The 24,820-nt window shown below is 73.2% G+C and carries 21 protein-coding genes and 1 pseudogene; 5 read left to right on the forward strand and 17 right to left on the reverse strand.

The features are described from left to right. Window positions 1-170: 170 nt before the first annotated feature. The 9 genes and pseudogenes from QA634_RS02605 to QA634_RS02645 form a co-directional block, all read right to left on the reverse strand. Window positions 171-1,009: pseudogene (locus QA634_RS02605) on the reverse strand (outer membrane protein). Window positions 1,010-1,238: 229 nt separating this feature from the next. Beyond that, window positions 1,239-1,808 carry an NUDIX domain-containing protein gene (locus QA634_RS02610; RefSeq protein ID WP_012330494.1) on the reverse strand — a complete coding sequence of 190 codons (570 nt, stop codon included), beginning with the start codon at window positions 1,806-1,808 and terminating at the stop codon, window positions 1,239-1,241. Window positions 1,809-1,928: 120 nt separating this feature from the next. After that, window positions 1,929-3,089 (reverse strand): hypothetical protein, encoded by a 1,161-nt coding sequence (locus QA634_RS02615; RefSeq protein ID WP_012330495.1) that lies wholly within the window; start codon window positions 3,087-3,089, stop codon window positions 1,929-1,931. A gap of 613 nt (window positions 3,090-3,702) precedes the next feature. Continuing rightward, window positions 3,703-4,917 carry an MFS transporter gene (locus tag QA634_RS02620; RefSeq protein ID WP_012330497.1) on the reverse strand — a complete coding sequence of 405 codons (1,215 nt, stop codon included), beginning with the start codon at window positions 4,915-4,917 and terminating at the stop codon, window positions 3,703-3,705. Next, on the reverse strand, window positions 4,914-6,251 hold the full coding sequence (locus QA634_RS02625; RefSeq protein WP_012330498.1) for an NAD(P)-binding protein: 1,338 nt from the start codon (window positions 6,249-6,251) through the stop codon (window positions 4,914-4,916). Before QA634_RS02625 ends, QA634_RS02620 begins: the two co-directional genes overlap by 4 nt. A gap of 47 nt (window positions 6,252-6,298) precedes the next feature. Further along, window positions 6,299-6,616 (reverse strand): ArsR/SmtB family transcription factor, encoded by a 318-nt coding sequence (locus QA634_RS02630; RefSeq protein ID WP_012330499.1) that lies wholly within the window; start codon window positions 6,614-6,616, stop codon window positions 6,299-6,301. Between the two features lie 54 nt (window positions 6,617-6,670). Then, the gene (gene arsB / locus QA634_RS02635) at window positions 6,671-7,726 is read right to left on the reverse strand and encodes an ACR3 family arsenite efflux transporter (protein WP_012330500.1); all 1,056 of its coding nucleotides are present in this window, start codon (window positions 7,724-7,726) and stop codon (window positions 6,671-6,673) included. 7 nt (window positions 7,727-7,733) lie between these two features. Next, a complete protein-coding gene (gene arsC, locus QA634_RS02640; RefSeq protein ID WP_012330501.1) occupies window positions 7,734-8,159 on the reverse strand; it encodes an arsenate reductase (glutaredoxin) in 426 nt (141 codons plus the stop codon). 115 nt (window positions 8,160-8,274) lie between these two features. Beyond that, window positions 8,275-8,634 carry an ArsR/SmtB family transcription factor gene (locus tag QA634_RS02645; RefSeq protein WP_012330502.1) on the reverse strand — a complete coding sequence of 120 codons (360 nt, stop codon included), beginning with the start codon at window positions 8,632-8,634 and terminating at the stop codon, window positions 8,275-8,277. Window positions 8,635-8,684: 50 nt separating this feature from the next. On the opposite strand from QA634_RS02645, the gene arsH reads away from it, so the two are divergent. From arsH to QA634_RS02660, 3 genes are all read left to right on the forward strand, one after another. Further along, on the forward strand, window positions 8,685-9,428 hold the full coding sequence (gene arsH, locus QA634_RS02650; RefSeq protein WP_012330503.1) for an arsenical resistance protein ArsH: 744 nt from the start codon (window positions 8,685-8,687) through the stop codon (window positions 9,426-9,428). A gap of 392 nt (window positions 9,429-9,820) precedes the next feature. Next, complete coding sequence (locus QA634_RS02655) at window positions 9,821-10,804, forward strand: DctP family TRAP transporter solute-binding subunit (RefSeq protein WP_043700748.1); 984 nt, start codon at window positions 9,821-9,823, stop codon at window positions 10,802-10,804. Window positions 10,805-10,817: 13 nt separating this feature from the next. Next, window positions 10,818-12,809, forward strand: coding sequence for a methyl-accepting chemotaxis protein (locus QA634_RS02660; RefSeq protein ID WP_012330505.1), 1,992 nt, complete (start codon window positions 10,818-10,820; stop codon window positions 12,807-12,809). A gap of 117 nt (window positions 12,810-12,926) precedes the next feature. On the opposite strand, the gene QA634_RS02665 is transcribed toward QA634_RS02660, so the two are convergent. The 5 genes from QA634_RS02665 to QA634_RS02685 all read right to left on the reverse strand — a co-directional run bounded on the left by QA634_RS02665 (window position 12,927) and on the right by QA634_RS02685 (window position 19,286). Further along, window positions 12,927-13,364: a multinuclear nonheme iron-dependent oxidase gene (locus QA634_RS02665; protein ID WP_018262740.1), complete on the reverse strand. Its 438-nt coding sequence runs from the start codon at window positions 13,362-13,364 to the stop codon at window positions 12,927-12,929. Window positions 13,365-13,431: 67 nt separating this feature from the next. After that, window positions 13,432-15,375, reverse strand: coding sequence for an adenylate/guanylate cyclase domain-containing protein (locus QA634_RS02670; protein WP_012330506.1), 1,944 nt, complete (start codon window positions 15,373-15,375; stop codon window positions 13,432-13,434). A gap of 255 nt (window positions 15,376-15,630) precedes the next feature. Further along, entirely contained in the window at window positions 15,631-17,034 is a 1,404-nt protein-coding gene (locus tag QA634_RS02675) for an MFS transporter (RefSeq protein WP_012330507.1), read from the reverse strand. 79 nt (window positions 17,035-17,113) lie between these two features. Next, window positions 17,114-18,634, reverse strand: a complete 1,521-nt coding sequence (locus tag QA634_RS02680; protein WP_012330508.1) for an aldehyde dehydrogenase — start codon at window positions 18,632-18,634, stop codon at window positions 17,114-17,116. Between the two features lie 19 nt (window positions 18,635-18,653). Next, window positions 18,654-19,286 (reverse strand): GntR family transcriptional regulator, encoded by a 633-nt coding sequence (locus QA634_RS02685; protein ID WP_043700749.1) that lies wholly within the window; start codon window positions 19,284-19,286, stop codon window positions 18,654-18,656. A 138-nt stretch (window positions 19,287-19,424) separates the two neighbouring features. On the opposite strand from QA634_RS02685, the gene QA634_RS02690 reads away from it, so the two are divergent. Beyond that, window positions 19,425-20,219 carry an alpha/beta fold hydrolase gene (locus QA634_RS02690; protein WP_012330510.1) on the forward strand — a complete coding sequence of 265 codons (795 nt, stop codon included), beginning with the start codon at window positions 19,425-19,427 and terminating at the stop codon, window positions 20,217-20,219. A 7-nt stretch (window positions 20,220-20,226) separates the two neighbouring features. Here QA634_RS02690 and QA634_RS02695 read toward each other — a convergent pair whose 3' ends face one another. Further along, window positions 20,227-20,385: a hypothetical protein gene (locus QA634_RS02695; RefSeq protein WP_236728811.1), complete on the reverse strand. Its 159-nt coding sequence runs from the start codon at window positions 20,383-20,385 to the stop codon at window positions 20,227-20,229. A 263-nt stretch (window positions 20,386-20,648) separates the two neighbouring features. Here QA634_RS02695 and QA634_RS02700 point away from each other — a divergent pair, with 263 nt between their 5' ends. Next, window positions 20,649-21,917, forward strand: coding sequence for an adenylate/guanylate cyclase domain-containing protein (locus tag QA634_RS02700; protein ID WP_012330512.1), 1,269 nt, complete (start codon window positions 20,649-20,651; stop codon window positions 21,915-21,917). A 327-nt stretch (window positions 21,918-22,244) separates the two neighbouring features. Here QA634_RS02700 and QA634_RS02705 read toward each other — a convergent pair whose 3' ends face one another. Next, window positions 22,245-24,173: an adenylate/guanylate cyclase domain-containing protein gene (locus tag QA634_RS02705; protein ID WP_012330513.1), complete on the reverse strand. Its 1,929-nt coding sequence runs from the start codon at window positions 24,171-24,173 to the stop codon at window positions 22,245-22,247. Between the two features lie 326 nt (window positions 24,174-24,499). Continuing rightward, the gene (locus QA634_RS02710) at window positions 24,500-24,697 is read right to left on the reverse strand and encodes a hypothetical protein (RefSeq protein WP_018262736.1); all 198 of its coding nucleotides are present in this window, start codon (window positions 24,695-24,697) and stop codon (window positions 24,500-24,502) included. Window positions 24,698-24,820: the final 123 nt, after the last annotated feature.

A 24,820-nucleotide genomic window follows, 5' to 3' on the forward strand; every position in this document is an offset into this window, starting at 1 on the left:
GCGGATGTCGGCTTCGCTCAGGCGCCGCGCGGGCTTGGCATATGCCATCCGGTTGATGGCTTCGCCATCTCCCATTTCGGGAATGCGGATGGCGGCTTCGCTCAGGCGCCGCGCTCAGGCGCCGCGCAGGCTGGTGATCCGGGACACGCTTCGATCGAGCGGATCCCGGATCAGTTGGTCGAGAAGGTGTAGTTCAGGCCGCTGCGCAGCACCATGAAATCGTCGCCGAGCGCGCGACGGCCGGGCGTGCGGAGGAAGACGTCGCCGGTCCCCGTGTTGACGGCGAGCAGGCTGGCGCCGCCGTTGCGCGCGAGGTTCACGTAGAGACCTTCGAGCTTGAGCGTCACCGCCGAGGCGCCGAAGACGTTCAGGAAGGAATCCCTCCCGAGGGCGTACTCGACGCCGCCGACGGTCCAGCCGGTACGCATCTGCGCGTTGTCGGTGGCGCCGAAGAAGCGCCGCGCGCTGCCGCCGCCATACGCGAAGCCGCCGGTCGCGTAGACGAGCGTGCGGTCGAAGGCGTAGCCGAGCCGCCCCCGCGCGGTGCCGAAATACTCGAGCCCCGCCGTGGCGCGCGGATCGAAGAAGATCGCGTTCGGGTTCAGCACGGTGTTGGGGCCCGCGAGGACGCCGGAGCGGCGGCGTCCCGCGTCGAGGTACTGCGCGTCGGCCTCGACGCCGACGACGACGCCGCTGCCGGGCGTCATCTGGTAGTTGGCGCCGACCTGAAGGCCGCCCGTGAAGCCGTTCTGGCCCCGGTTGCTGAAGCCGAAGGTTCCCCGACCGTGCCGATGGCCCGGTCGTCGATCAGGAAAGCCGCGTTCCGGTTGCGGCTCTCGCGGGTGGTGAAGGCGTAGCCGACATTGCCGCCCACGGAGAAGCCCGTCCACGTGAAGACCGGAACCGGCGTGAAGCTCGGCGGCTGCACGCGGCGCGGCAGATCCGCCGCGCAGGCCGGACCCGCCACGGCAATCGCGAGAAGAGCGGATGATAATCTCTTTTTATTCATGGCCTCGGACTCGTTTCGTCGAGGCCGGCTGCATGCCCTGATCTTGGAACAGAGTCTATGACGCGCCCGCAACGTCGTTCTTGTTGGCCATGTCCTGAGACTCCGCGACCTCACTTTGGGACAGGAAGGCGGGACGGCGGCGCGACGGCGGCCGGAGCGGAGCCGCCCGGCCGGCGCCGCACGGTTCGCTTCTCATTCCGCGCGGACCCGGCAGCGTCCCGCGGCGCCGTCAGCGGCCGAACAGGCCGGGATGCCGCGCGCGCAGGGCGAGCGTCAGCGCCAGGGTCTTGAGGTCGGTCAGTTCAGCCCGGTCGGCCAAGGCGGCGAGCGCGTCGAGGGGCATCTCCACGACCCGGATGGACTCGTGCTCGCCGGGCGCCCCGCCGCCCGCGCCGACGCGGTCGGCCTGCCGGTAGGGCGCGAGGAACAGGTGGATCCGCTCCGTCGAGATGCCCGCGCAGGAATAGGTGGTGCCGACGGGCTCGAGGTCGCGCAGGCGCAGGCCGACCTCCTCCAGCGCCTCGCGCCGGGCATTGTCCGCCGGCGTCCCGTCCTCGATGAGGCCGGCCGGCGCCTCCAGCAGCGTCTGGGCGCCCTCGGCGTAGAGGGCCGGCACGCGCAGCTCCCGCACCAGCACCGCCACCCGCCGCTCGGGATCGTAGGGCAGCACGCCGACCGAATCGCCGTGGTCCTCGATCTCCCGCACGGCCTGCGACCCGTCGGCGAGCCGCACCTTCGCGATCCCGAAGCGGCTCCAGCCCTCGTGCAGGACACGCAGGTCCAGGATCTTCGCCTCCACGCCGCCCTCCTTCCGCGCCGGCCCGTCCCCGGGCGCGGCGCGCTCCGGGGCGGGAACCGCTCCCGGGCCCGCGACGAGACGGCAACCGCGAGGGCGGCCGGATGTTGCGTGGCGCGGCGCTCAGCCCTTCCAGTTGCGGAGGGCCGCGAAGGGGCTGTCCTCCGCGGCGGGCCGGGGCGGGGCCAGCACCGGCTCGACCTGGGCGACCGCGTCCGCCAGGGAGAAGGCGGTGCCGCTCGGGAGCTTGCCGCCGGCCGCGTCCTGGTGCCCGCCGCCGCGGAACAGCCGCGCCCCCGCGAGGGCCGTGCCGTCATTCGAGCGGAAGGACAGGGTGCCGGTGCGCTGCACGTTGACCACCCGCGCGGCGCGGCCCTCCGCCATGATCAGGTCCGAGACCCGCTGGAAGGTGCCGGGATCGAGGCCGAAGGACAGCAGCGTCCCGTCCGGGAGCGGATGGAACAGCGCGTCGGAACGGGCGAGCAGGCGGGCCACCCTCAGGCGGGTGGTCAGGGCCGGATCGTCCCCAGGCGCCTGCCGCATCAGGTCGTCCACGATGGCGCCGCGGATCTCGGGGACGCGGCGTTCGAGGTCGGCCGGCGTCGCGCCCGCGCGCAGGGCCGCGGCCGCGTCGAGCAGCAGGCGCGACACGACGCCGTCATGGGCCGGATGCCCGGCCGGCACCAGGGTGGCGACGTTGTCCCAGAACGCCTCGTCGAGCGCCTGCCCGCTCGGGAAGCGCGGATCGTGCTTGCGCCAGAGGTCGACCGCGTCCACGGCCTCGACGAGCACGGCGAGGTCCTCGGCGCGGTCGGGCTCCGGGCGGGTCGCGAACAGGGCGCGGTGGGTGAGGGCCATCCGGGTCGCGCTCGATCCCTCGTCGATCAGCACGGTGACCGCCGGATCCTCGACGCCGAAGCGCAGCAGGCCCGGGCGATCCGGGTCGGGCTGCGGCGCGAAGCCCTGGCGCCCGAGCTGCTCGACCGACGAGGCGTGGTGGTCGAGCACGACGAGGCCGTGCCCGTCGCCCGGCTCGCGGCGCCGGTTCATGGCCGCGAAGCGGCGCAGGAAGGCGATGGTCGGCTCCTCGAGCCCGAGATCGGTGAGGAGCAGGGTCTCGCGCGCCCTGGCGCGGCCGAGCCGCTTCAGCTCGGCCTCCACGACTGGGCCGACATCGCCGTAGCGGGGCACGTGCACGACCCGCTCCGGGTCGCAGAGGCAGGCGACGACCGTCGAGGCGCCGTAGCCGTCGAGATCGTGGTGGGTGATCTGGGTCAGGGTCACGGGTGGGTCTCGGCCGGCGGCGATCGGGCGAGCATAGACGCGGCCCGCCCGGTCCGGCGAGTGGGCCGGGACGCCACAGCCCCCGCCGGGGCCCCGCGCCCGAACCCCGCGCTCAGGTCCCGCTGCGGCCGCCGGAGGTGCCGGCCCCGCGGCCGACATCGCCGCCGCCGGCGAGCGGGTCGTCCCCCATGTCGCCGCCGAGGTCGCCCGTGCTGCCGACGCCCCCGCCGATGTCGCCGGTGCTGCCGCCGGCGACCCCGCCCTGGTTGGCGCCGAGGTCGCTGCCGAGATCGCCGGTGCCGCCGCCGGCCAGGGTCCTGCGGCGGGCGAGCCCTCGCCCGCCGTGCCGACCGACCCGCCGCCGGGAAGCCCGTCCGTGCCGGCCCCCGGCGCCCCGGCGAGCCCGCCGAGGCCGCCGCCGCCCGATCCGGGCGCGTTCGCCCCGAGCCCGCCGGGCGCGCCGCCGCCGAGCTGGCCCGTGCCCCGATCGACCGGCTGGCGGCGCTCGTCGGCGCCCTCGCCCCCGGCCGGGCCGCCGCCGAGGCCTCGCTCCGTCTCGCCCACGCTCATTGCTCCGCCCTCCTGTCCGCCGCCCGGGGCGGCGTCAGCCGGGTCAACGATCCGGCCGGGATCCCGGTTCGCCGGCGGGCGCGCCCTCCCCTGCGGCGCGGCGCTCCCGCCAGAGCGCCGCCACCAGAACGAGGTTGGCGAGGGCGAGCCCGGTCAGGAGCGCGAGGGCCGCCTGCGCGCCCGCCGCCGCGAGCACGAAGGCGCCGGCGGAGGGGGCCAGAGCCTGGGCGACGAGGTTCGGCCGGGCGAGCCGGCCCACGAGCGGCGCGTAGCGCAGCGGACCGAACAGGGCGAGCGGCAGCGTGCCCCGCGCGATCGAGTAGACGCCGTTGCCGGCGCCGTAGAGGACGAGCGCGAGGGCCGGCCACGCGACGCCGAACGCCAGCAGGACGAGCCCGGCCGCGATCAGGCCCATGGCGGCGGTGAGGGTCCAGATCGGGTGGTGCCGGCCCCGGTTCGCCATCTCGATCACCCGCGCGCCGACCTGGGCGGGGCCGACCACGGCCCCGAGGGCGACCGCCGCCGCGAGGGACGCGCCGCGCGCCTGGAGCAGGGTGAGGAGGTGCACCGAGACGATCGCGGTCGTCGCCCCGCCGAGCGTCAGGATGCCGGCGAGGCACAGGAAGGCCCGCCGCTCGCCGGGCGCCAGGGCGGCGCTCCCCGCCGGGGCCGCGGCCGTCTCCGGGAGCGGCGGCGGGGCCGGGATGACGAGGAGGACCAGGGGCAGGGCAAGGGCGAGGAGGAGGCCCGCATAGGCCAGGCAGGTGCCCCGCCAGCCGAGCTGCGCCACCAGGACGGCCGAGAGCGGCCAGCAGACCGTGCTGGCGAAGCCGCCCCACAGGGTCAGGGCCGAGATCGCCGGCCGGGCGCCCGCGCCGTAGAGGCGCCCCAGGGTGGCGAAGGCGGCGTCGTAGAGGCCGCCGCCCATGCCGGCGCCCAGGATCAGCCAGCCGGCGAAGAAGACCGGCAGGCTCGGCGCGAGGCCGATCACCGTGAGGCCGAGCGCCAGCACCAGGATGGCGAGCGCCAGGACCGGGCGGCCGCCCGAGCGGCCGATCGCCCGGCCGACCCGCGGCGAGACCAGGCCGGAGACGAGCAGGCCGGCGGACAGGCTGCCCACGATCCAGGGCAGCGGCCAGCCCGTCTCGGCGGCGATCGGCGGCGCCAGCACCGTGAGCAGGTAGTACGACGTGCCCCAGGTCAGGATCTGGACCACCCCGAGGGCGCTGACCACCGCCAGCCGGGGGCGGGCGCTCACGCGGCCCGGCCGCAGCAGGACCCGGCCCCGGACGAGACCGCGCCGCCGCTGTCCCCGCCCGGGTCCGCGCCGCGCGCGGTCGTGCAGATCCCGGTCTCCGGGAGAACCAGCGCGACCTCGTCGGCGGCCGCGCGATCGCCGGCCAGGGCGGCCGCGATCGAGCGCACCTGCTCGTAGCCGGTCATCATCAGGAAGGTCGGGGCCCGGCCGTAGCTCTTGATCCCGGCCGTGTAGAAGCCCGGCTCCGGGTGGGCGAGCTCCCGGTGGCCGTGCGGCGGGACCGAGCCGCAGGAATGCAGGTTCGGGTCGATCAGCGGGCCGAGCGCCCGGGCGCTCTCCAGCCCGGGATCGAGGTCCAGGCGCAGCTCGCGCGTCAGGGCGAGGTCCGGGCGCTGGCCGGTGGCCGTCACGATCCGGTCGACCGGGCCGAGCGTGCACGGGCCGCTCCCGGTCTCGCCCTCGACCAGGAGGCCCGCGCCGGCCGGGCGCAGGGCCGTGAGCGCGAAGCCCCGCACCAGGCGCGCGCGGCCGGCCTCGACCAGGGCCCGGAGCCGCAGGCCGAGGTCGCCGCGCGCCGCCAGCCGGTCCTGCGCCCCGCCGCCGTAGACGCGCGACAGGTCCGTGCCGCGGGTGGCCCAGAGCAGCCGGGTGCCCTCCTCCTCCTCGGCGAGCCGGCCGAGGTCGAGCAGCACGTTCGCGGCCGAGTGGCCGGCCCCGACCACCAGGGTGGTCCGCCCCGCATAGGCGGCCCGGTCGCGGCCGAGCACGTCGGGGATCCCGGTGGCGATCCGGTCCGCCAGCGCCGCCTCGCCCGCGGCCGGCAGGCCGTCGGCGCCGAGCGGATTGGGCGTCGCCCAGGTGCCGGAGGCGTCGATCACCGCGCGGGCGAGGTCGCGCCGGAGGCGGCCGCCCCGCTCCCGCACCGCGAGCACGAAGGGCCGCGCCGCCCGGTCGCGGCCGGCGGCCTTGTCGAGGCCCTTCCGGCTCAGGGCCGTGACCCGGGCCCCGGTCTCGATCGCGGGCGCCAGGTCGGGGGTCGCGGCGAGCGGGGCGAGGTAGCGGCCGACCAGCTCGGCCCCGGTCGGGTGCGCCGATTCGGGCGGCATCTCCCAGCCCCGGCGCGCCAGGAGCGCCCGCGCGGCCGGGTCGACGTTGAACGCCCAGGGCGAGAAGAGCCGGACGTGGCCCCAGTCCCGGACATGGGCGGCGACCTCCGTCCCGGCCTCGTAGACCTTCACCGGCAGGCCGCGGGCGACGAGGTGCGCCGCCGCCGCCAGGCCGACCGGCCCGGCGCCGATCACCGCGACCGGCAGGAAGGTGGGGGTCTCGGACATCAGCTTTCTCCGCTCTTTCCAGAATGATCGAAATAACGGGCACGAGGTCAGGCGGCGGCGTCCCCGCGCGCGCAGCCCGCATCGGCGCAGCACTCCGCCGTCAGGAAGTCCAGCAGGGCGTCCATGGACGGATAGACCGCGCGGCAGATCAGCGTGGTGGCCTGCCGCTCCTGGGAGACGAGGCCGGTCAGGATCAGGCGGTGCAGGTGGTGGGACAGGGTCGAGGCCGCCGCGAGGCCGACCCGCTCCTGCAGCTGCCGCACCGGCAGGCCGGCGGGCCCGGCCCGCACCAGCGCGCGATAGACCCGCAGGCGCGTCGGGTTGCCGAGGGCCTCGAGCTGCTTGGCGGCTTGTTCGACATTCATCGAAATATCCTGCCCCGAGGCCGTGGAACCGTCAAGCCGCGGATCCGCCGCGGCTCACCCCTCCTGGGGCGCGAGCCGCGCCCGCGCCGCCCCGCGCTCGTACCAGTCCTTGGAGCGGTTCACGATCCGGACCACGCTGAGCATGACCGGGACCTCGATCAGCACGCCCACCACCGTGGCGAGCGCCGCGCCCGACTCGAACCCGAACAGCGAGATGGCCGCCGCCACCGCGAGTTCGAAGAAGTTGGAGGCCCCGATCAGCGCGGAGGGGCCGGCGACGCAGTGCTGCTCCCCGGCGAGCCGGTTCAGGAGGTAGGCGAGCCCGCTGTTCAGGTAGACCTGGATCAGGATGGGGACCGCCAGGAGCGCGATCACGGCCGGCTGGGCCAGGATCTGCTCGCCCTGGAAGCCGAACAGCAGGACGAGGGTCGCCAGCAGCGCCGCCAGCGAGGCCGGCCCCAGCCGCGCCAGGAGGCGGTCGAGGGCGGGCTGGCCGCCCGCGGCGAGCAGGCTGCGCCGGGCCGCCTGCGCGACCACGACCGGGATGACGATGTAGAGCACGACCGAGAGGACCAGCGTGCCCCACGGGACCGTGATGGCCGAGAGCCCGAGCAGCAGCCCGACGATGGGCGCGAAGGCCACCACCATGATGCCGTCGTTGAGCGCCACCTGGCTCAGCGTGAAGTGCGGCTCGCCCCGCGTGAGGTTCGACCACACGAACACCATCGCGGTGCAGGGCGCCGCGGCCAGGATGATCAGCCCGGCGACGTAGCCGTCGATCTGGTCGGCCGGCAGCAGCGGCCGGAACAGGTGGCCGATGAACAGCCAGCCCAGCGCCGCCATCGAGAACGGCTTCACGGCCCAGTTGACCAGGAGCGTCACGCCGATGCCGCGCCAGTGCCGCCCGACGTGGCGCAGCGCGGCGAAGTCGATCTTGAGCAGCATGGGCACGACCATGAGCCAGATCAGCCCCGCCACCGGCAGGTTGACCTTGGCGATCTCGGCCGCGCCGACGGCGCGGAAGACGCCCGGCACGGCGTGGCCGAGCGCGACGCCGACGACGATGCAGAGGGCGACCCAGAGGGTCAGGTAGCGTTCGAAGGTGCCCACGGTGTCCTCAGGCGGTGGCGACGCGGCGGCCGCTCTCGTCGACGACGCGCTCGCCGTCCTCCTTCACGAACTCGCCCTGCTGCGCCGGCAGCAGGTCCAGCACCGCCTCGGAGGGGCGGCACAGGCGCACGCCCAGGGGAGACACGACGATCGGCCGGTTGAGCAGGATCGGGTGCGCGGCGATCGCGTCGAGGAGCTGGTCCTCGCTCAGCGACGGGTCGCCGAGCCCGAGCTCCGCGTAGGGCGTGCCCTTCTCCCGCAGCAGGTCGCGCACGGTGACGCCGGCGCGCCGGGCGAGGGCGCGCACCATGGCGCGGCTCGGCGGCGTCTTCAGGGACTCGACGACGTGCGGCTCGATGCCGGCGTTGCGGATCATCGCCAGGGCGTTGCGCGACGTCCCGCAGGCGGGATTGTGGTAGATGACGACGTCCATCAGGCGACCTCCGGCCGGGGTGGGATGGGGCGCGGAGCCTCCGCGCCGTGCGGCGGGCGGGCGGCCGGACCTGCCCGGCATGCCCGGCCGCGGAAGAGGCAGGCCGCCCGCGCGCTCACGCACGGGACACCGTCTCCTGCGGCCCGCAGCAGGCCGCGAGCGCGGTGACGGCCGGGGCGCAGACCTCCGGGCGTCCGCCGCAGCAATCCCTCATCAGGAACTCGATCAGGCCCGAGAGCGCCCCGTAATCGGCGCTGTAGATGATCGAGCGGCCCTCGCGCCGGGACTGGACCAGGCCCGCATGCGCCAGTTCCTTGAGGTGGAAGGACAGGTTGGAGACGGCCACGCCGACCTCGGCCGCCAGGCTGCCCGCCGCCATGCCGTCGGGACCGGCCGCCACGAGGCGGCGCACGCTCCGCAGCCGGTGCGCCTGCGCGAGGGCCGCGAAGGCGGCGAGGGCTTGCCGTTCGTCCATCGACGATCCAATAATTCTACTCTTGTTGAAACGTACGAGACTCTGCGCCCGTGGACAAGCCCCTTCAGCCCTTCGCCGACGGCCTCCCGAACCTCGCCGAGGCCCATTTCGCGGTGCCGAGCCCGGCGGCGCTGGAGCCCGGCCGGCACCTGACGCACGCGCCGCGCTTCCTGATCCTGTACGGCTCCCTGCGCGAGCGCTCGTTCAGCCGCCTCCTCGCCTACGAGGCGGCCCGGCTCCTGGAGCGGATGGGCGGGGAGGTGCGGATCTACCACGCGCACGGCCTGCCCCTGCCGGACGACGCGCCGGCCGATCACCCCAAGGTGCAGGAACTGCGGGCGCTCTCGCTCTGGTCGGAGGGGCAGGTCTGGGTGAGCCCGGAGCGGCACGGCGCCCTGACCGGCGTGATGAAGAGCCAGATCGACTGGCTGCCCCTGGCCGAGGGGGCGCTGCGCCCGACCCAGGGGCGCACCCTCGCCGTCATGCAGGTCTCGGGCGGGTCGCAATCCTTCAACGCCGTCAACGCCCTGCGCGTGCTCGGGCGCTGGATGCGGATGATCACCATCCCCAACCAGTCCTCGGTGCCGATGGCCTACCGGGAATTCGACGAGGCGGGGCGGATGCGGCCCGGCCCGCTCTACGACCGGGTCGTCGACGTCTGCGAGGAACTGGTCAAGTTCACCCTCCTGACCCGCGATCGGGCCGAGTACCTCGTCGACCGCTACAGCGAGCGCAAGGAGCGCGCCCCCGAGCGGCTGCGGGCGGTCGAGGCGGAGATCGGGACGGGGCGCTGAGGCCCCGCCGCGGCGGCCGGCCTCCCGGGGCCGCCGCCCGATCCCGGGCGAGACCGCCCCGCGCGCGGTCCAGGACGCGGACCGGGACACGCGCACCGGCGGTCATGTCCCGTGGCCGTCGGTTCCGTTCCCGCAGGGTCGTCAGGCCATCGGCGCGTGTCGGCCCTGCGAGAGGCTCAACGGCCCGATGCCGCGGCATCCCGCGCCCTCGGCACGAGCGCGCGGCCCTCGGCGCCTGCCCGAGGGCTCCGATCCGGCCGGGTTCTCCGCGGCGCGCCGGAACCAGATCTGCCCCTACGTTACTAGTTGATGGACGATGTCCGCGCGCATTTCATCAATTCATTAAAACCTTCTCGCGTAATTCGGACCCATACGGCACGTGAGATCCGATAATGCGAAGGCAATTGCGAGCGGCGCTGGCCGTCCTCGGGCTCTGCTCCGCGGTGGTGGGCGGTCGCGCCGAGGCTCAGGAGCGCGTTCTGCGCCTGGGCTACCTGTTCTCCCAGGCGTCCCAGCTCGGCGCCGGCGCGCAGCGCTTCGCCGAGGAGGTCGCCAAGCGGACCGGCAACGGCACCCGCGTCGAGCTCTACCCGAACGGCAGCGTCGGCGGCGAGGTCGAGATGGTCGAGGAGCTGCGGCTCGGCCATCTCGACATGGCCTTCCTGACCAGCGCGCCCTTCGCCAGCCTCATCCCGGAATTCGGCGTCTTCGACATCCCGTTCCTGTTCCGGGACGCGCGCCACGCCCAGGCGGTGCTCGACGGGCCGATCGGCCAGGGCTACCTGCGCAAGTTCCAGCAGAAGGGCATCCTGGCGCTCGCCTGGGGCGAGAACGGGATGCGCCACATCACGAACGGCAAGCGGCCCGTCACCGGCCCGGAGGATCTCCAGGGTCTCTCGATGCGGGTCCCGCAATCCGACGTGATGCTGGCGGGCTTCCGCGCCCTCGGCGTCAAGGCGGAGCCCCTCGCCTTCCCGGCCCTCTACGGGGCGCTGCAATCGGGCCGGTTCGACGGGCAGGAGAACCCGATCGCCGTGATCACGGCCTCGCATTTCGAGCGGGTGCAGACGCACCTGACGCTGAGCGGGCACATCTATTCCTGGGCCGCCATCCTGATCGCCAAGCCCGCCTGGGAGGGCCTGAGCCCGAGCGAGCAGCGGGCCTTCGCGGAGGCGGCCCGCGCGGGCGGCGAGGTCTCCCGCGAGGTGGCCGGGCGGGCCGAGAAGGAGGGCGTCGAGGCCCTGCGCCGCGCCGGCATGGCGGTCGTGGCCTCGGTCGACCGCGCGGCCTTCGCGCGGCGCCTCGAGGCCACGAACGCGGAATTCGGCCGCCGCTTCGGCGCCGACCTCATCCAGCAGATCAAGTCCGTCCCCTGACCGCGAGCCCCCCATGCCCACCCTTGGTCTCGACCGGCTGTCGGTCGCGCAGCGCATCCTGGCCGGCTTCGGCGTCGTGCTGCTCCTCCTCGGCGCCTCGGCCCTGCTCACCTTCCGCAACGCGAGCGTCCTCACCGCGGAGGTCGCCCGGGCGGGCGAGCGCGTCGAGGCGGCCGAGAGCGCCAGCGAGTTCGAGCGCTTCCTGAACGGCGTGCGCCGGCTCGTCCTCAACTACATGCGCACCGAGCAGGGCGAGATGCTCGTCGAGCTCAAGGCCGGGCTCGCCAAGCTCGCCGCCGAGAGCGAGCGCATGGCGCGGTCCGGCGGGGCCGAGGCGGGCCCGCTCGCCGCGCACGCGAAGGATTACGCCGCCCAGGCCGAGACGCTCGTGGCGGCGATGCAGGCGCGCAAGGCCGCCCTCGGCGAGGTGGTGAAGCTCGGCGCGGCGCTGTCCAACGCCGGCTACGCGATCGCCGCGCGCGCCGCCCGCGAGCCCGACCTCGCCGCCGCGTCCTTCCGGGCCGACCGGGCGCTGCAGAGCGCCATCGCGGCCGCCATCCTGTTCCGCAGCAGCGGCAACCCGGCCGATGCCGACACGGCCGGCGTCGAGCTGGCGCGCTACGGCCGCGAGATCGACGCGCTCGCGCGGGGCGACGAGGGCGGCACGCTGCAGGCCTCTCTCAAGGTGGTGGCCGCGAAGCTGCCCCCCTTCAAGGCCGCCCTCGGCAGCAGCCTCGACGGGGCGGGCAGCGTCGAGCAGGCCTACCAGGTGCTGAAGCGGACGGGCGACGCGCTCATCGGGCTCGGCAGCGCGACGCGGGCGCAGGCGGTGCGCGAGCAGCAGCACCTGATGGGCCAGGTCGCGGCGGACGCGGCCGAGCTGCGCCTCATGGTGCTGGCGATCGGCGCGGCGGCCGTGATCCTCGGCGGCGTCCTGGCGTGGCGGGTCGGGCGGGGCGTCGCGCGGCCCCTCGCGGCGATGACCGGGGCGATGCAGCGCCTCGCTTCGGGCGACTACGCGGTCGTCGTGCCGGCCCTCGCCCGGCGGGACGAGATCGGCGCGATGGCGCGCGCCGTGCAGGTGTTCCGGGAGGCGCTGGTCGCCAAGCAGGAGGCCGACGCGCGGGCCGCCCGGGAGGCCGACGCGACGATGCGGCGCGCCGACCTCCTCGACCGCGTCACCCGGCACTTCGAGCAGAACGTGTCGCTGCTGACCCAGGGCCTCGCCGGCGCCGCGACCGAGATGGAGGCGACGGCGCGCGCGATGAGCGCCACGGCCGACCAGACCGCGCAGCAATCGGCGGCCGCGATGGGCGCGGCCGCGCGGACGGCGGGCAACGTCCAGACCGTCGCGGCCGCGAGCGAGGAGATGTCCGCCTCGATCCGCGAGATCGGCCAGCAGGTCGGGCAGTCGGCCCGCATCGCCCACCGGGCCGCCGAGGAGGCGAACCGCACCGACGTCCTGGTCGGGCAGCTCGCCGCCGCGGCCGAGCGGATCGACGCGATCGTCGGCATGATCGGCCAGATCGCCGGGCAGACCAACCTTCTGGCGCTCAACGCGACGATCGAGGCCGCCCGCGCCGGCGAGGCCGGCCGCGGCTTCGCCGTGGTCGCGAGCGAGGTCAAGGCCCTGGCGAGCCAGACGACGCGCGCGACCGAGGAGATCGCGGGCCAGATCCGGGCGATCCAGGACGCCACGCACGAATCCGTGGACGCGATCCGGAGCATCGGCCGCACGATCACCGAGATGGCCGGGGTCGCCGGCGCCATCGCGGCGGCCATGGAGGAGCAGGGCGCGGTGACGCAGGACATCGCCCGCACCGTGCAGGAGGCGGCGCGCGGCACCGGGCAGGTCACCGACGGCATCGCGGGGGTCCGCGACGCGGCGGGCTCGACCGGCGCCGCCGCCACCCAGGTGCTCGGCGCGGCCCAGGAGCTGGCCCAGCACTCGGAGCGCCTCACCCAGGAGGTCGGCGCCTTCCTGTCCGCCGTGAAGGCCGCCTGAGCCGGCGGCCACCCGGCTCCCGGGATCGCGGGTCCCGGGGGATGCGAGCGGGGCGCTCCGGCCCTCGCCGACCGGGAGCGCGGCCGACGGCGCTCCGGCCGGACCGCGGCCCGTCCGTCAGGCCGCGGCGCGCGCCACGGTCACCCGGGCCCGGGCGACCTCGGCGATCAGGCCCTCCGGGTCCGAGAAGTCGAGGTCCCGCTCCAGGAGCACCGCCCGGACCGGAGCCCGCGCCGCGAGGGCGGCGAGGAGTTCCCAGCTCACCTCCGAGACCGGCGCGCCGTGCGTGTCGATCAGCCGGCCGCCCTCCCGCGCGCCGCCGGCGAGGTGGACCTGCACGACCCGGTCGAGGGGCAGCGCGGCGAGGAAGGCCCGCGCGTCGAAGCCGTGGTTGGCCGCGTTGACCTCGACGTTGGTGACGTCGAGGCGCAGGCCGCAGCCCGTCGCCCCGGTCAGCCGGTGCAGGAATTCCGGCTCGCTCATAGTGGCGCCGGGAATCGCGAAGTCCGCCGTGATGGTCTCCGGGAGCAGCGGCCTCTCCAGGCCGTCCTGCACGATGCGGACGTCAAGCGCCGCGCGGGCTCCGGGATCCGGGATCCGCTCCGATCAACCGGATCCCGGATCAGGCGTCCGGGAGGCCCGCCTTCCTGAGCCCTTCGGTGATGCGGCGGTACTCGTCGAGGAAGGTCGGGTCGTCCGACCAATCCGCCTTCGCCCATTTCTCGACCGTGTAGCCGGGCATGAGCTTCAGGAGCTCGGCCACCGCGTGCCCGGCCTCGCTCGCGCGCCCCTTCCACGCGTAGGCCGCCGCCAGGTCGATGTAGGTCTGCCAGAACGGCCCGTCCGCGATGGCCTGGTTGCAGGTGGTGATGGCCTCGTCCCAGCGGGCGAGATGCGCGTTGGCGTGACAGATGAAGTACTTCCAGATCTTGGCGGCCGGGTCGCGGGGACTCAGCCGCAGCGCCTTCTCGGTGTAGGCGAACGACTCGGCGGACTTCCCGGACAGGATCTTGACATTTCCGATCGTCGCGTAACCCTGCGCGAAGTTCTTGTCCAGCTCGACCGACTTCAAGTAGAGCGGAAGGGCGGCATCGAAATTCTTGCGATACTTGTAGATTTCCGCCTTGACGTAGAACGCCATGGGGTCGTTCGCGTGCTCGGCGAGGTAGGCCGTGACGATGCGGTCGGCCTCGGCGATCTCGGCGGCGGGATCCGGGCTCCAGCGCGAGATGACGCGCGAGCTCATCGCCCGGGCGAGCCCGAGCTTGGCGAAGCCGTTGGTCGGGTCGCGGCGCAGCGCCTGCTCGAAGAAGGCCACCGCCTCGCCGAGGCTCTCCCGGCTGCGCGGCTTGTTGACCGCGGCCCAGCCCCGCATCGCGAGATCCGCCGCGTCGGGATTGTCGGGCCGCTCGCGCAGGGACCGCTGGCTCTCGGCCTGGATGAGCTGGATGTCGAGGGAGCGGGCGAGGCGTCCCACGAACTCGGCCTGCAGCTCTCCGAGGCGCGCGCGCTCGCCCTCGAAGCGGTCCGCCCAGAGATGCGCCCCGGTCTCGGCGGAGATCAGCTGCGCGTTCACCACCACCCGCTCGCCCGTCCGGCGCACGCTGCCCTCCAGCGCGTAGCGCACGCCGAGGTCGCGCCCGACCTGCTTCACGTCGGTGGGTTTGCCCTTGTAGGTGAAGGCGGTGTTGCGGGCGATGACGAAGCTGCCGGCGAGGTGGGAGAGGTCCGTCGTGAGATCCTCGGTGATCCCGTCGGCGAAGAAGTCCTGCTCGGGGTCGTTGCTCAGATTGGCGAAGGGCAGCACCACGATCGACAGGCGCGGTCGCGGGGCCGGCTCGCTCTCCCGCGTCGCGGTCGCCGGCGGGCCCGGCGCGGGCGCCCGCGCCGGGCCCGTCCGGTACGACCAGCCGAGGGCGCCCGCGGCGAGCAGCGACAGCACGCCCCCGGCGAGCAGGACCGCCCTGAGCGGCCTCCGCCGCGGGGCGGGGTCGGCCTCGTCGGGCCGCTCCTCGCCCTCGGCCAGGCCCGGGATCGCGGCCGCCGGCAGGGCGTAGACGCCGACCGGCCGGGCGATGTTCCTGAGTTCCTGCTCGCCGCGATCCTCGAACGGGTAGCGCAGCTTGTCGCGCACCTGGTCGTGGACGCTGCGCGAGATGCAGATCCCGCCGGGCTCAGCGAGCGGCTCCAGCCGCGCCGCGACGTTGACGCCGTCGCCGTAGAGGTCGCCGTCCGGTTCCGCGACCACGTCCCCGAGGTTGATGCCGACCCGCAGGCGCAGGGCCCGCTCCTGCGCCTCGCCGGCGCCGCGCAGCGCCATGGCCTTCTGGATGGCGACGGCGCAGGCGACGGCCCGCACCGGGCTCGGAAATTCGGCGATCAGGCCGTCGCCGGTCGACTTCACGATGCGGCCGCGTGCAGACAAGATCGCGGGATCGACCAGTTCGCGGCGCAGGGCCTTCAGCCGACGCAGCGTCCCGGCCTCGTCGAGGCCGATGAGACGACTGTAACCGACGACGTCGACAACCAGAATGGCCGCGAGCCGGCGCTCGACGAGCTTGTCCATTGGGCCCTCCCTGGCACTCACTATAGCGAAGGGGAGCGGCCGTGTTGAGGATCGCGCGGGGACGGGGCGGGCCCCGCCGCCTCGGCGCGACGCGCTCCCCGTCCGGGCGGGGCATCGGGTCCCGGATCCGGGGGCGGTCGCGGGGTCCTCGGGGCCGCGCCGCGCCTCGGCGGAATGGCCCGATGCACCTCTGCCGAGGGTCCCGGCCCCGCGTCATCGGCGCCGCCCAGCGGTGGCCCCTTCGGCGAATGAGGCTCAGGCCAGGCCGCGCTGCACCGTGCGGACCGGCTCCTCCTGCACCCCGCCGAGGTCGCGCGGCTTCATCTCCTCCAGGCTCTGCTGGCGCGGCTCGACGCCGAGGGCCAGCACCGTGACGATCTGAACGGCGAGGAGCCCGATCATCAGCGCCATCACGCCGCCGATCCCGTAGGTCTGGAACAGCGAGACCACGATGAAGGGCGTCACGATGGTCGCGCCGCGGCCGAAGGTGTTGCACAGGCCCGAGGCGCGCAGGCGCACCTCCGTGGGGAAGAGTTCGGGGATGTAGATCCCGAACAGGAGCGCGACGAGGACGTAGATCGGCACCGTGAGGCCGAAGCCGACGAGCGGCAGCAGCACGGGGTCGGTGGTGAGCGGGTAGAGGAGGCCGAACAGGATCGCCGCCGCCGAGGCGCCCGCGATGGTGGGCTTGCGGCCCCAGCGGTCGGCCGTGAGGGCGCCGATCGCGCTGCCGATCGGGGCGCCGAGCCCCATCAGCAGCGAGTAGCCGAACGAGGTCGCCACGCTCAGGCCCTGCTTGATGAAGAAGGTCGGCAGCCAGGTCACGAAGCCGTACAGCAGGGTGTTGATCACGATCAGGCACAGGCAGCCGACGATCACCCGCCCGAGGAGCGGCGGCCGGAACAGGGTCGCGAAGGCGGCCTTGGGCGCGGGCGGGCCGAGCGGCGCCGGCGGCGGCAGCGCGCCGCCGCGCGCGGCCTCCCGCTCGATCTCGCGCAGGAGCGCGTCGGCCTCCTCGGTCCGGCCCACGGCCTCGAGCCAGCGCGGCGATTCCGGCAGGCGCTTGCGGAGGTACCAGACGCCCAGGGCGCCGAGGCCGCCGAGGACGAACATCGCCCGCCAGCCAAGCAGCGGGATCACCACGTAGCCGGCGAGCGAGGCGACCGGCAGGCCGGTCACCACGAAGACCGCCATCAGCCCGAGCCAGCGCCCCCGCGAGCGGGCCGGCACGAACTCCGTCATGGTCGAGTAGCCGACCACGTTCTCGGCCCCGAGCCCCACCCCCATGATGAAGCGCAGGACGATCAGCACGGTCATGGAGGGCGCGAAGGCCGCCGCGATGGCGGCGAGGCCGAAGATCAGCAGGTTCGCCTGGTAGGTGAAGCGCCGGCCGTAGCGGTCGCCCAGGAAGCCGGTCAGGAACGAGCCGGCCATCATCCCGACGAAGGTCGACGAGACGAACAGGGCGTTCTCCGGCAGGGTCGAGAACCCGCTCTTCAGCGTCGCGCCGAGCACGGTCCCGGCGATGTAGATGTCGAAGCCGTCGAAGAACATCCCGATCCCGATCAGCCACATGATCCGGTAGTGGAACGGGCCGATCGGCAGCCGGTCGAGCCGGCCTCCCGCGTTGACGGGGGCAGTCGTGGCGTCTGGTCTCATGGCGTTTCCTCGGGGTGATGCGGGCGATGCGGAGGGCCCCGTCTGACGCGGTGTGCCGGCCCTCCGAGGGCGCGTGGGATCAGTTGAGGCGGCGCTGGCCCGCCGTGTCGCGGTACCAGTCGAACGGGGCATCGTGCGTCGCCACCATGATGCTCTTGACGTTGAAGTGGTCGTCGAAGCTCTCGGCGCCGCACTCGCGGCCGAGCCCGCTGTCGTCGACGCCGCCCCAGGGCGAGGCCGGGTCGAGGCGGTGGTGGTCGTTGATCCAGACGATCCCGGCCTTCACGGCGGCGGCGACCCGGTGGGCGCGGGCGACGTCGCGGGTGCGCACGGCCGCCGCGAGGCCGAAGGGCGAGTCGTTGGCGAGCCGCAGGGCCTCGGCCTCGTCCCGGAACGGCGTGACGCTGGTGAAGGGGCCGAACACCTCCTCCTGGAAGATCCGCATCTCGGCGCGGACATCCGCGAAGACGGTCGGCTCGACGAAGTAGCCCTCCTCGAAGCCCGGGATGCGCGCCGCGCGGCCGCCCGCCACCGCCCGCGCGCCCTCGTCGCGGCCGTGGGCCGCGTAGGTGAGCACGCGGTCGCGCTGCTTCTGCGAGATCACCGGCCCGAGCTGCGTCGCCGGGTCGAAGGGATCGCCGATGCGGATGCTCTTCGCCTTGGCGGCGAGCTTCTCCACGAACGCGTCGTAGATCGTGTCCTGGACGAGGTGGCGGCTGGCGCAGACGCAGGTCTGCCCGGCCCCGATGAAGGCCCCGAAGGCGGCGTAGTTGACCGCCTGGTCGAGGTCGAAATCGTCGAAGACCATGACCGGGGTCTTGCCGCCGAGCTCCATGGTCTGGTGGGCGAAGACGCGCGCGGCGGCGCTGCCGGCGATGCGCCCCGCCTCGGTGCCGCCGGTGAGGACGAGCTTGTTGATGTCGCGGTGCTCGGCGAGGGAGCGGCCGGTCGTGGGGCCGAGGCCCAGCACGATGTTGAACACGCCGTTCGGCAGCCCGGCCTCGGTGAAGATCTGGGCGAGCTTCAGGGTGGTGAGCGGGGTGTACTCGGACGGCTTGACCACCGTGGTGCAGCCCGTGGCCAGCACGGCGGCGAGCGACTTGCACAGGATCATCAGCGGATGATTGAAGGGCGTGCAGTTCGCCACGACGCCGATCGGCGTGCGCCGCGTGTAGTTGAGGTAGCTGCCCTCGACCGGGATCACCGCGTCGCGGCGCGAGAGGGCAAGGCCCGCGAAGTAGCGGAAGAAGTCCGGCAGGCGCGAGAGCTGCGCCCGGGTCTCGTTCACCGGGCGGCCGTTGTTGAGCGTCTCCAGCCGGTAGAGCGTGTCGAGATTGGCCTCGAAGGCGTCGGCGAGGCGGTTCACCAGCTTGGCGCGGGCGCGGGTATCCAGGCCGCCCCATTCCCGGGACTCGAAGGCCGCGCGCGCGCTGCGCATCGCCCGGTCGACGTCGGCCTCGGTCGAGTTCGGGATCCGGGCGATGACGGCCCCCGTCGCCGGGTTGCGCACGTCGATCAGCGTGCCGTCGCCGGCCTCGATCTCGCGGCCATCGACGAAGTTGCCGCGCGTCTCGACGGCGAGGTCTGGTCTCGACACCATGTTCAAGAAGGTCTCTCCCTCAGAGGATGACGGCGCTTCGCTCGAGCGCCGGGATGATGCGCCGCTCCGCCCGGGCGACGTGGTCCCGCACCCGGCGCCGCGCGGCCCGCGCGTCGCGCCGCTGCACGGCGTCGATGATCCCCGCGTGCTCGGCGATGAGCTGGGCCGGATCGCGCCCCCGGATGGTGGCGAGGCTCACCCGCACGAGCCGGTCGGCCTGCTCGATCAGGTCGCGGGTCACCGCCGCCATGCGGCGGTTGCCGGACGCCTCGGCGAGCGCCGTGTGGAAGGCGCGGTTGTAGGCGATGAAGTCGCCGCCCTCCGGCAGCTCCCGGAAGGCGTCGAGGCCGGCCAGCACGGCGGGCGGCGCGGACTCGGCCGCCTCCCCCGCGCAGGCCGGCTCGACCACCAGGCGGAACTGCAGCAGGTCGCGGGCGTCCGCGACCGAGATCGGGTTCACCTGATATCCCTGGCGCGGGTGAACCGTGACGAGCCGCTCCCGCTCGAGGCGCAGCAGCGCCTCGCGCACCGGCTGACGGCTGACCTCGAAGCGCTCGGCCAGCTCCTGCTCCCGCACCTCCGCCCCGGGCGGCACGCGGCAGGTGAGGATCTCGGCCCGGATGGCCTCGTAGATGGTGTCGCGGAGCAGCACGATCGTGACCCGTTCAGGTTGCCTCAACATCGCAGTCGTGAAATATCACGTCAACGGCTTTCGCGCGGTTCCCTCCCGGGGGCGGCGGGCCGGACGAGGGCGGCCGAGGGGTTCGGCGCGCGGTGCGGGAGGCGGACGATGCGGGTGACGCTGGCGGGCGGGATTTCGGCGGAGGTTCTGGGGGACGGGACGCCGCTCGTCCTGCTGCACTCGCTCCTGTCGGACCGGGCGAGCTTCGACCGCGTCCGGGAGCCCCTCGCCGCGCGGTTCCGGGTGGTGGTTCCCGACCTGCCGGGCTTCGGCGGATCGCGGCCCGCGGCCGGCGGCCTCGCCGCCGTGGCGGACCGGGTGGCCGAGGCCGTCCGGGACCTCGGCGGGGCGGCGCCGATCCTGCTCGGGAACGGTTACGGCGGCTTCGTGGCCCTGCAGCTGGCGATCCGTCATCCGGGCCTCGCGGGAAGGCTGGTGCTCGCCGATTGCGGCGCCTGCTTCCCGGAGCCGGGCCGCCAGGCCTTCCGGACCATGGCGGCCGTGGCGGCCGAGAAGGGGCTCGCGGCCCTCACCGACACGGCGATGCGCCGGCTGTTCGCGCCCGCCTTCCAGGCCGCGAACGAGGCGCTGATGGCGGAGCGGCGCGCCGCCTTCCTGCGCACCGACCCGGCGGTGTTCCGGGCCGCCTGCGAGGCGCTGGCCGGCCTCGACCTGCGCCCGGACCTCGCGGGCGTGACGGTGCCGGCCCTGGTGCTGGTCGGCGAGGAGGACGAGGCGACCCCGCCCGCCATGGCGCGCGACCTCGCCCGCGGGCTGCCGGACGCGCGACTGGCGATCCTGCCGGGCTGCGCGCATGTTCCGCCGCTGCAGGACCCGGCGCTGTTCCTGGCGGCCGTGACGCCGTTCCTGGAGGAGAGCCCGGCGGGGTCCCGGGCCGCCTGAGGGCGCGTCAGCCCACGCCCGCCAGCCCCTCGACCGCCGTCCCGGGCATCGGCACCGCGACGCCGCGCGGCACGGCCGGTTCGCGGGAGTGCCAGCCGGCCTTGGAGCGGGCGCGCCGCCGGCTCGGCTCGGCCAGGGCCGGGTTGGTGTCGGCGACGCGGGTCACGGGCAGGCCCGCCCCGGCGGGCTTGGCCAGCCGGAGCGGGCTCTCACGCGCACGGGCGCGCTCCCGTCCGACCGCCGAAGCGGCCACTCCGCCCCGGGCCCGCGTCGGCCCCTGCTCGGACGTCGGGGGACCCGTCACCGGGCCTGCGGACGAATCCGCGCGTCTTTCAGTGTCTTGCCGCTCCTCAAGTCGCCGTCCTCCATCCACGATCACACACCCATCCGGTGGTCCGATGCCGATCGCATTCAAAGGAGACGGTCGTGATGAGCAGAGATGCGCCGTCCAGATCATCGTTGTTATCGCAGTTTCCTGCGAAGCTCCGCCTGGAGAAATTCGACGATTGCATCGAAGCTGACTTCAAGGAGGAGGTTCGCAAGCAGTGCATCGATTCCGTCAAGCTCGTCCTGCCCGTCACGGTCGTGCTCCACCTGCTGATGCCGGTCGGTGCGACGTACGTGTTTCCTCATCCCCAGGTCATCATCACGTACCATTTTTTCATCGCATTGAGCTGCGTGGCAGGTGTCATGATGCTGCGCTGGAAGACGTATCGGAAACACATCCTCAATCTAGGCATTCTGGTCTGGTTCGCCTGCGCATCCGCCGCGGTGTTGGCGCTCATATATACAGAAAATGGGATCTATTATTATATCGGCGCGATCATATTCACCACATTTTACGCCGGCGGCTTCATCAGGACAACTTTCGATCGCGCATCGATCTGCTGTATTTTGGTTTTTACGTGCAGCAACGCCGGACTCTTCCTCAAGTCTTTTGACACGAAAGCGTTCGTCTATGTTAATTCCTTCCTGCTCTACACGATTTTCATTACGTTGGCGACCTGCTTCTTCGTTGAAAAGACGGAGAGGCAGAAATTCAAACTTGAAAGAGAATTGAGGAGCGAGCGCGACAGGATCGACAGGATCCTGCGGGATATTCTCCCCATGCAGATCTACGACCGCATCAAGGGCGGAGAGAACCATATCGCCGACCTGAATGATCATGTGACCATCAGCTTTTGCGACATCGTGGGTTTCACTCATCTGGCTTCCCGGACGTCGCCGCACGACGTGATCAGGCTGTTGAACGATCTCTTTTCGCAACTCGACGACATCGCGGCCAAGCACGGCATCGAGAAGATCAAGACGATCGGCGACGCCTACATGGCGGCGGCCGGCGTCGGGGACGCGATCCACAAGGACGCGCACGCCGTTGCCGGCTTCGCACTCGACGCGCGCCGCGCCGTCCTGGAGACGGGAGAGCGGCACGGCGCGGCGATCCAGATGCGGTTCGGCATCGCCACCGGCCAGGTCATCAGCGGAGTCATCGGCGTGACACGGCCCGTCTTCGACGTCTGGGGGTCGACCGTCAATCTCGCCAGCCGGCTGGAAACCGCCTCGCCGCCCGGGGCCATCACGCTCGACGCGCGCACCGCCGAGCTGCTCGACCGCCGCTTCCGGGTCCGCCCGAGCGGATGCATCGCCCTGAAGGGCATCGGGGCCGTCGCGACGTTCCAGCTCGTGCATTCGAACTGAGGCGCCCCGCTCGGGATCGCCCCCGCGCGCCGAGCGGCGCGATCCGCCTCCGCCGCGAGGGGGGACGGGACGCCGCTCCCGAGAGGCCGCGGCCCGCCGCGGCGGCCCACCTGCGGGCGGGACTCATCCGCCATCCGGTTGATGGCTTCGCCATCTCCGATGTCGGCCATGCGGATGTCGGCTTCGCTCAGGCGCCGCGCGGGCTTGGCATACGCCATCCGGGTGATGGCTTCGCCACCTCCCATTTCGGCCATGCGGATGTCGGCGTCGCTCGGGCGCCGCGCGGGCTCGTGATCCGGGAGCCGCTTCGATCAAGCCGATCCCGGATCAGTTCTCCGGGAGGCCGGCCTTCCGCAAGCCCTCGACGACGTACTGGTACTCCTCGAGGAAGACCGGGTTGTCGGACCAGCCCGCATTCGCCCATTTCTGAACCGTGTAGCCGGGCATGAGCTTCAGGATCTCCGCGACCGCGGCCCTCGCCTCGGCCTGCCGCCCCTGCCACGCGTAGGCGGCCGCGAGATCGATGGAGGACAGCCAGTAGGGTGAGAGGGCGACCGACTTGTTGCACCAGGTGATCGCCTCGTCCCAGTGCCGCTGATGCGTATGCGCGTGGCAGACGAAGTAGTACCAGACGTTCAACAGAGGGTCGCGCGGACTGAGGCGGATGGCCTGCAGCTCGCTGGAGATCGCCTCGCTCGCCTTGCCCGTCAGCGTCGAGACGTGCCCCTTCAGCGCCTGCGCCATCGCGTAGTTCCGATTGCCGGCGATCGCGGCCTCGTACATCGAGCGGGCGGAGTCGAACTGACGCCGCGCCCGGAAGACGTCGCCCTTGACCACCAGGGCGACGGCGTCGCCGGGGTAGCTCGCCAGGTACTTGTCGATCAGGTCCTCGGCGTCCTTGATGTCCTTGTCCTTGTCGCGGCTCCACGACATCGACGGCTTGGTGATGAGGGCGCGCGACAGGCCCAGGATGGCGCGGGGAAGGGTGGGATCGAGCGCCAGGGCCCGCTCGAAGTAATCCTGCGCCTCGTTGTTGCTCGCCAGGGAGCGCGGCTTGTTCAGCGCCGCCCAGCCCCGCATCGCCAGGTCGGACGCGCCCGGGTCGGTCGGACGTTCCCGCAACGAGCGCAGGCTCTCGGCCTGCGTCAGCTGGACGTCGAGGGAGCGCGCGAGGCGGGCGACGAACTCCACCTGGAGGTCGCCGAGGCGGCCCCGCTCACCGTCGAAGCGGTCGGCCCAGAGATGGGCACCCGTCTCGGCCGAGATCAGCTGCGCGTTGAGCACGACATTCTCGCCGGTCCGGCGCACGCTGCCTTCGAGCACGTAGCGGACCCCCAGGTCCCGCCCGATCTGCTTCACGTCGACGGGCTTGCCCTTGTAGGTGAAGGCGGTGTTGCGGGCGATGACGAAGCTGTCCGCGAGGTGCGAGACGTCGGTCGTGAGGTCCTCCGTGATGGCGTCCGCGAAGAAATCCTGCTCCGGATCGTTGCTGAGATTCGTGAAGGGCAGCACGACGAGGGACAGGCGCGGCGCCGGATTGACGGCCGCGGCGGCAGGGAGGGCGCCCGGGTTCGGCACGGGTGGCCGCGCCGGCGCCGAGAGCCACCATCCGAGCCCGCCGGCCGCGAGCAGGGCGACGAGGCCGGAGGCGAGCGCGACCCGCCTCAGCGGCCGCTCGGCCCGCCCGGGTCCCGGCTCCTCATCGGTCTCGGGAAGCGACGGGATGACGGCCGCCGGCAGCGCGAACACGCCCAGGGGCCGGGCGATGTTCCTGAGTTCCTGCTCGCCGCGATCCTCGAACGGGTAGCGCAGCTTGTCGCGCACCTGGTCGTGGACGCTGCGCGAGATGCAGATCCCGCCGGGCTCCGCGAGCGGCTCCAGCCGCGCCGCGACGTTGACGCCGTCGCCGTAGAGGTCGCCGTCCGGCTCCGCGACCACGTCCCCGACATTGATGCCGATCCGCAGCCGGAAGACGCGGTCCTCGGGCGTGCCGGCGTCGCGCGTCAGCATCCCCTTCTGGATGGCGACCGCGCAGGAGACGGCCCTGAGCGGGCTGGGGAACTCGACGACCAGACCGTCGCCGGTCGTCTTGACGATGCGCCCGCCCGCGGCTGCGATGCGCGGATCGACCAGTTCGCGGCGCAGGGCCTTCAGCCGACGCAACGTGCCGGCCTCGTCCGCCCCCATCAGGCGGCTGTAGCCCACGATGTCCGCGACCAGGATAGCGGCAAGTCGACGATTGAGCGCCTTGTCCATATGGTTCCCCCCTGCGCCCTCCTATAGCCAGCAGGGTTCGATCTGTTGAGGACCGAGAGGTCGCACTCCCGGAGCGATTTGGCGGGACTTGATGCAAGCGCGCCTTGGTGCCGGCAGAGTTTGGCGCCCAATGAGCATGATCCCGGACCACGCGGCGGCGCTCGCGACGCGGCGCGGGTGGCGAGCGACGCGGGAGCGGTCCCGCCGACGCGCACGGGGACGGGCAGCGCCGTTCGCGCGCGGGGCGCCCTCCCCGTGGGCCCGATCGGCCGGAATTCGCGGGCCGATCTCCGGCCCGGCCGGTCCGAGACGGCGCCGCGCGGGCCTCAGCCGAGGGCCGCCAGCAGCAGGGCCGTGCGGATCGCGCTGCGGCGCGCCGGCTCGGTCGCGCGGCGGTCATGGGCGACGAGATGCGCCCAGCCGTGCGACAGAACCGCAGCGTCGATGTCGAGCATCACGCCGTCGGCGATCACGCGCGGCCCAGGTTTCGTGTCCGCCAGATAGCCGGAGATGGCTTGGTTCAACTGCTCGTCCGAGACGATCCTCGCCCGGTAGAGCTCACCCAGAGTGCCGCAACCAGTCCACATCGCACTCGAACCGCTCTGCTGAGAGTTGCGCGGACGTGAAAGGTAAAGACAGCAGCGGAC

It is taken from the genome of Methylobacterium sp. CB376 (assembly GCF_029714205.1).
GTDB lineage: Bacteria > Pseudomonadota > Alphaproteobacteria > Rhizobiales > Beijerinckiaceae > Methylobacterium.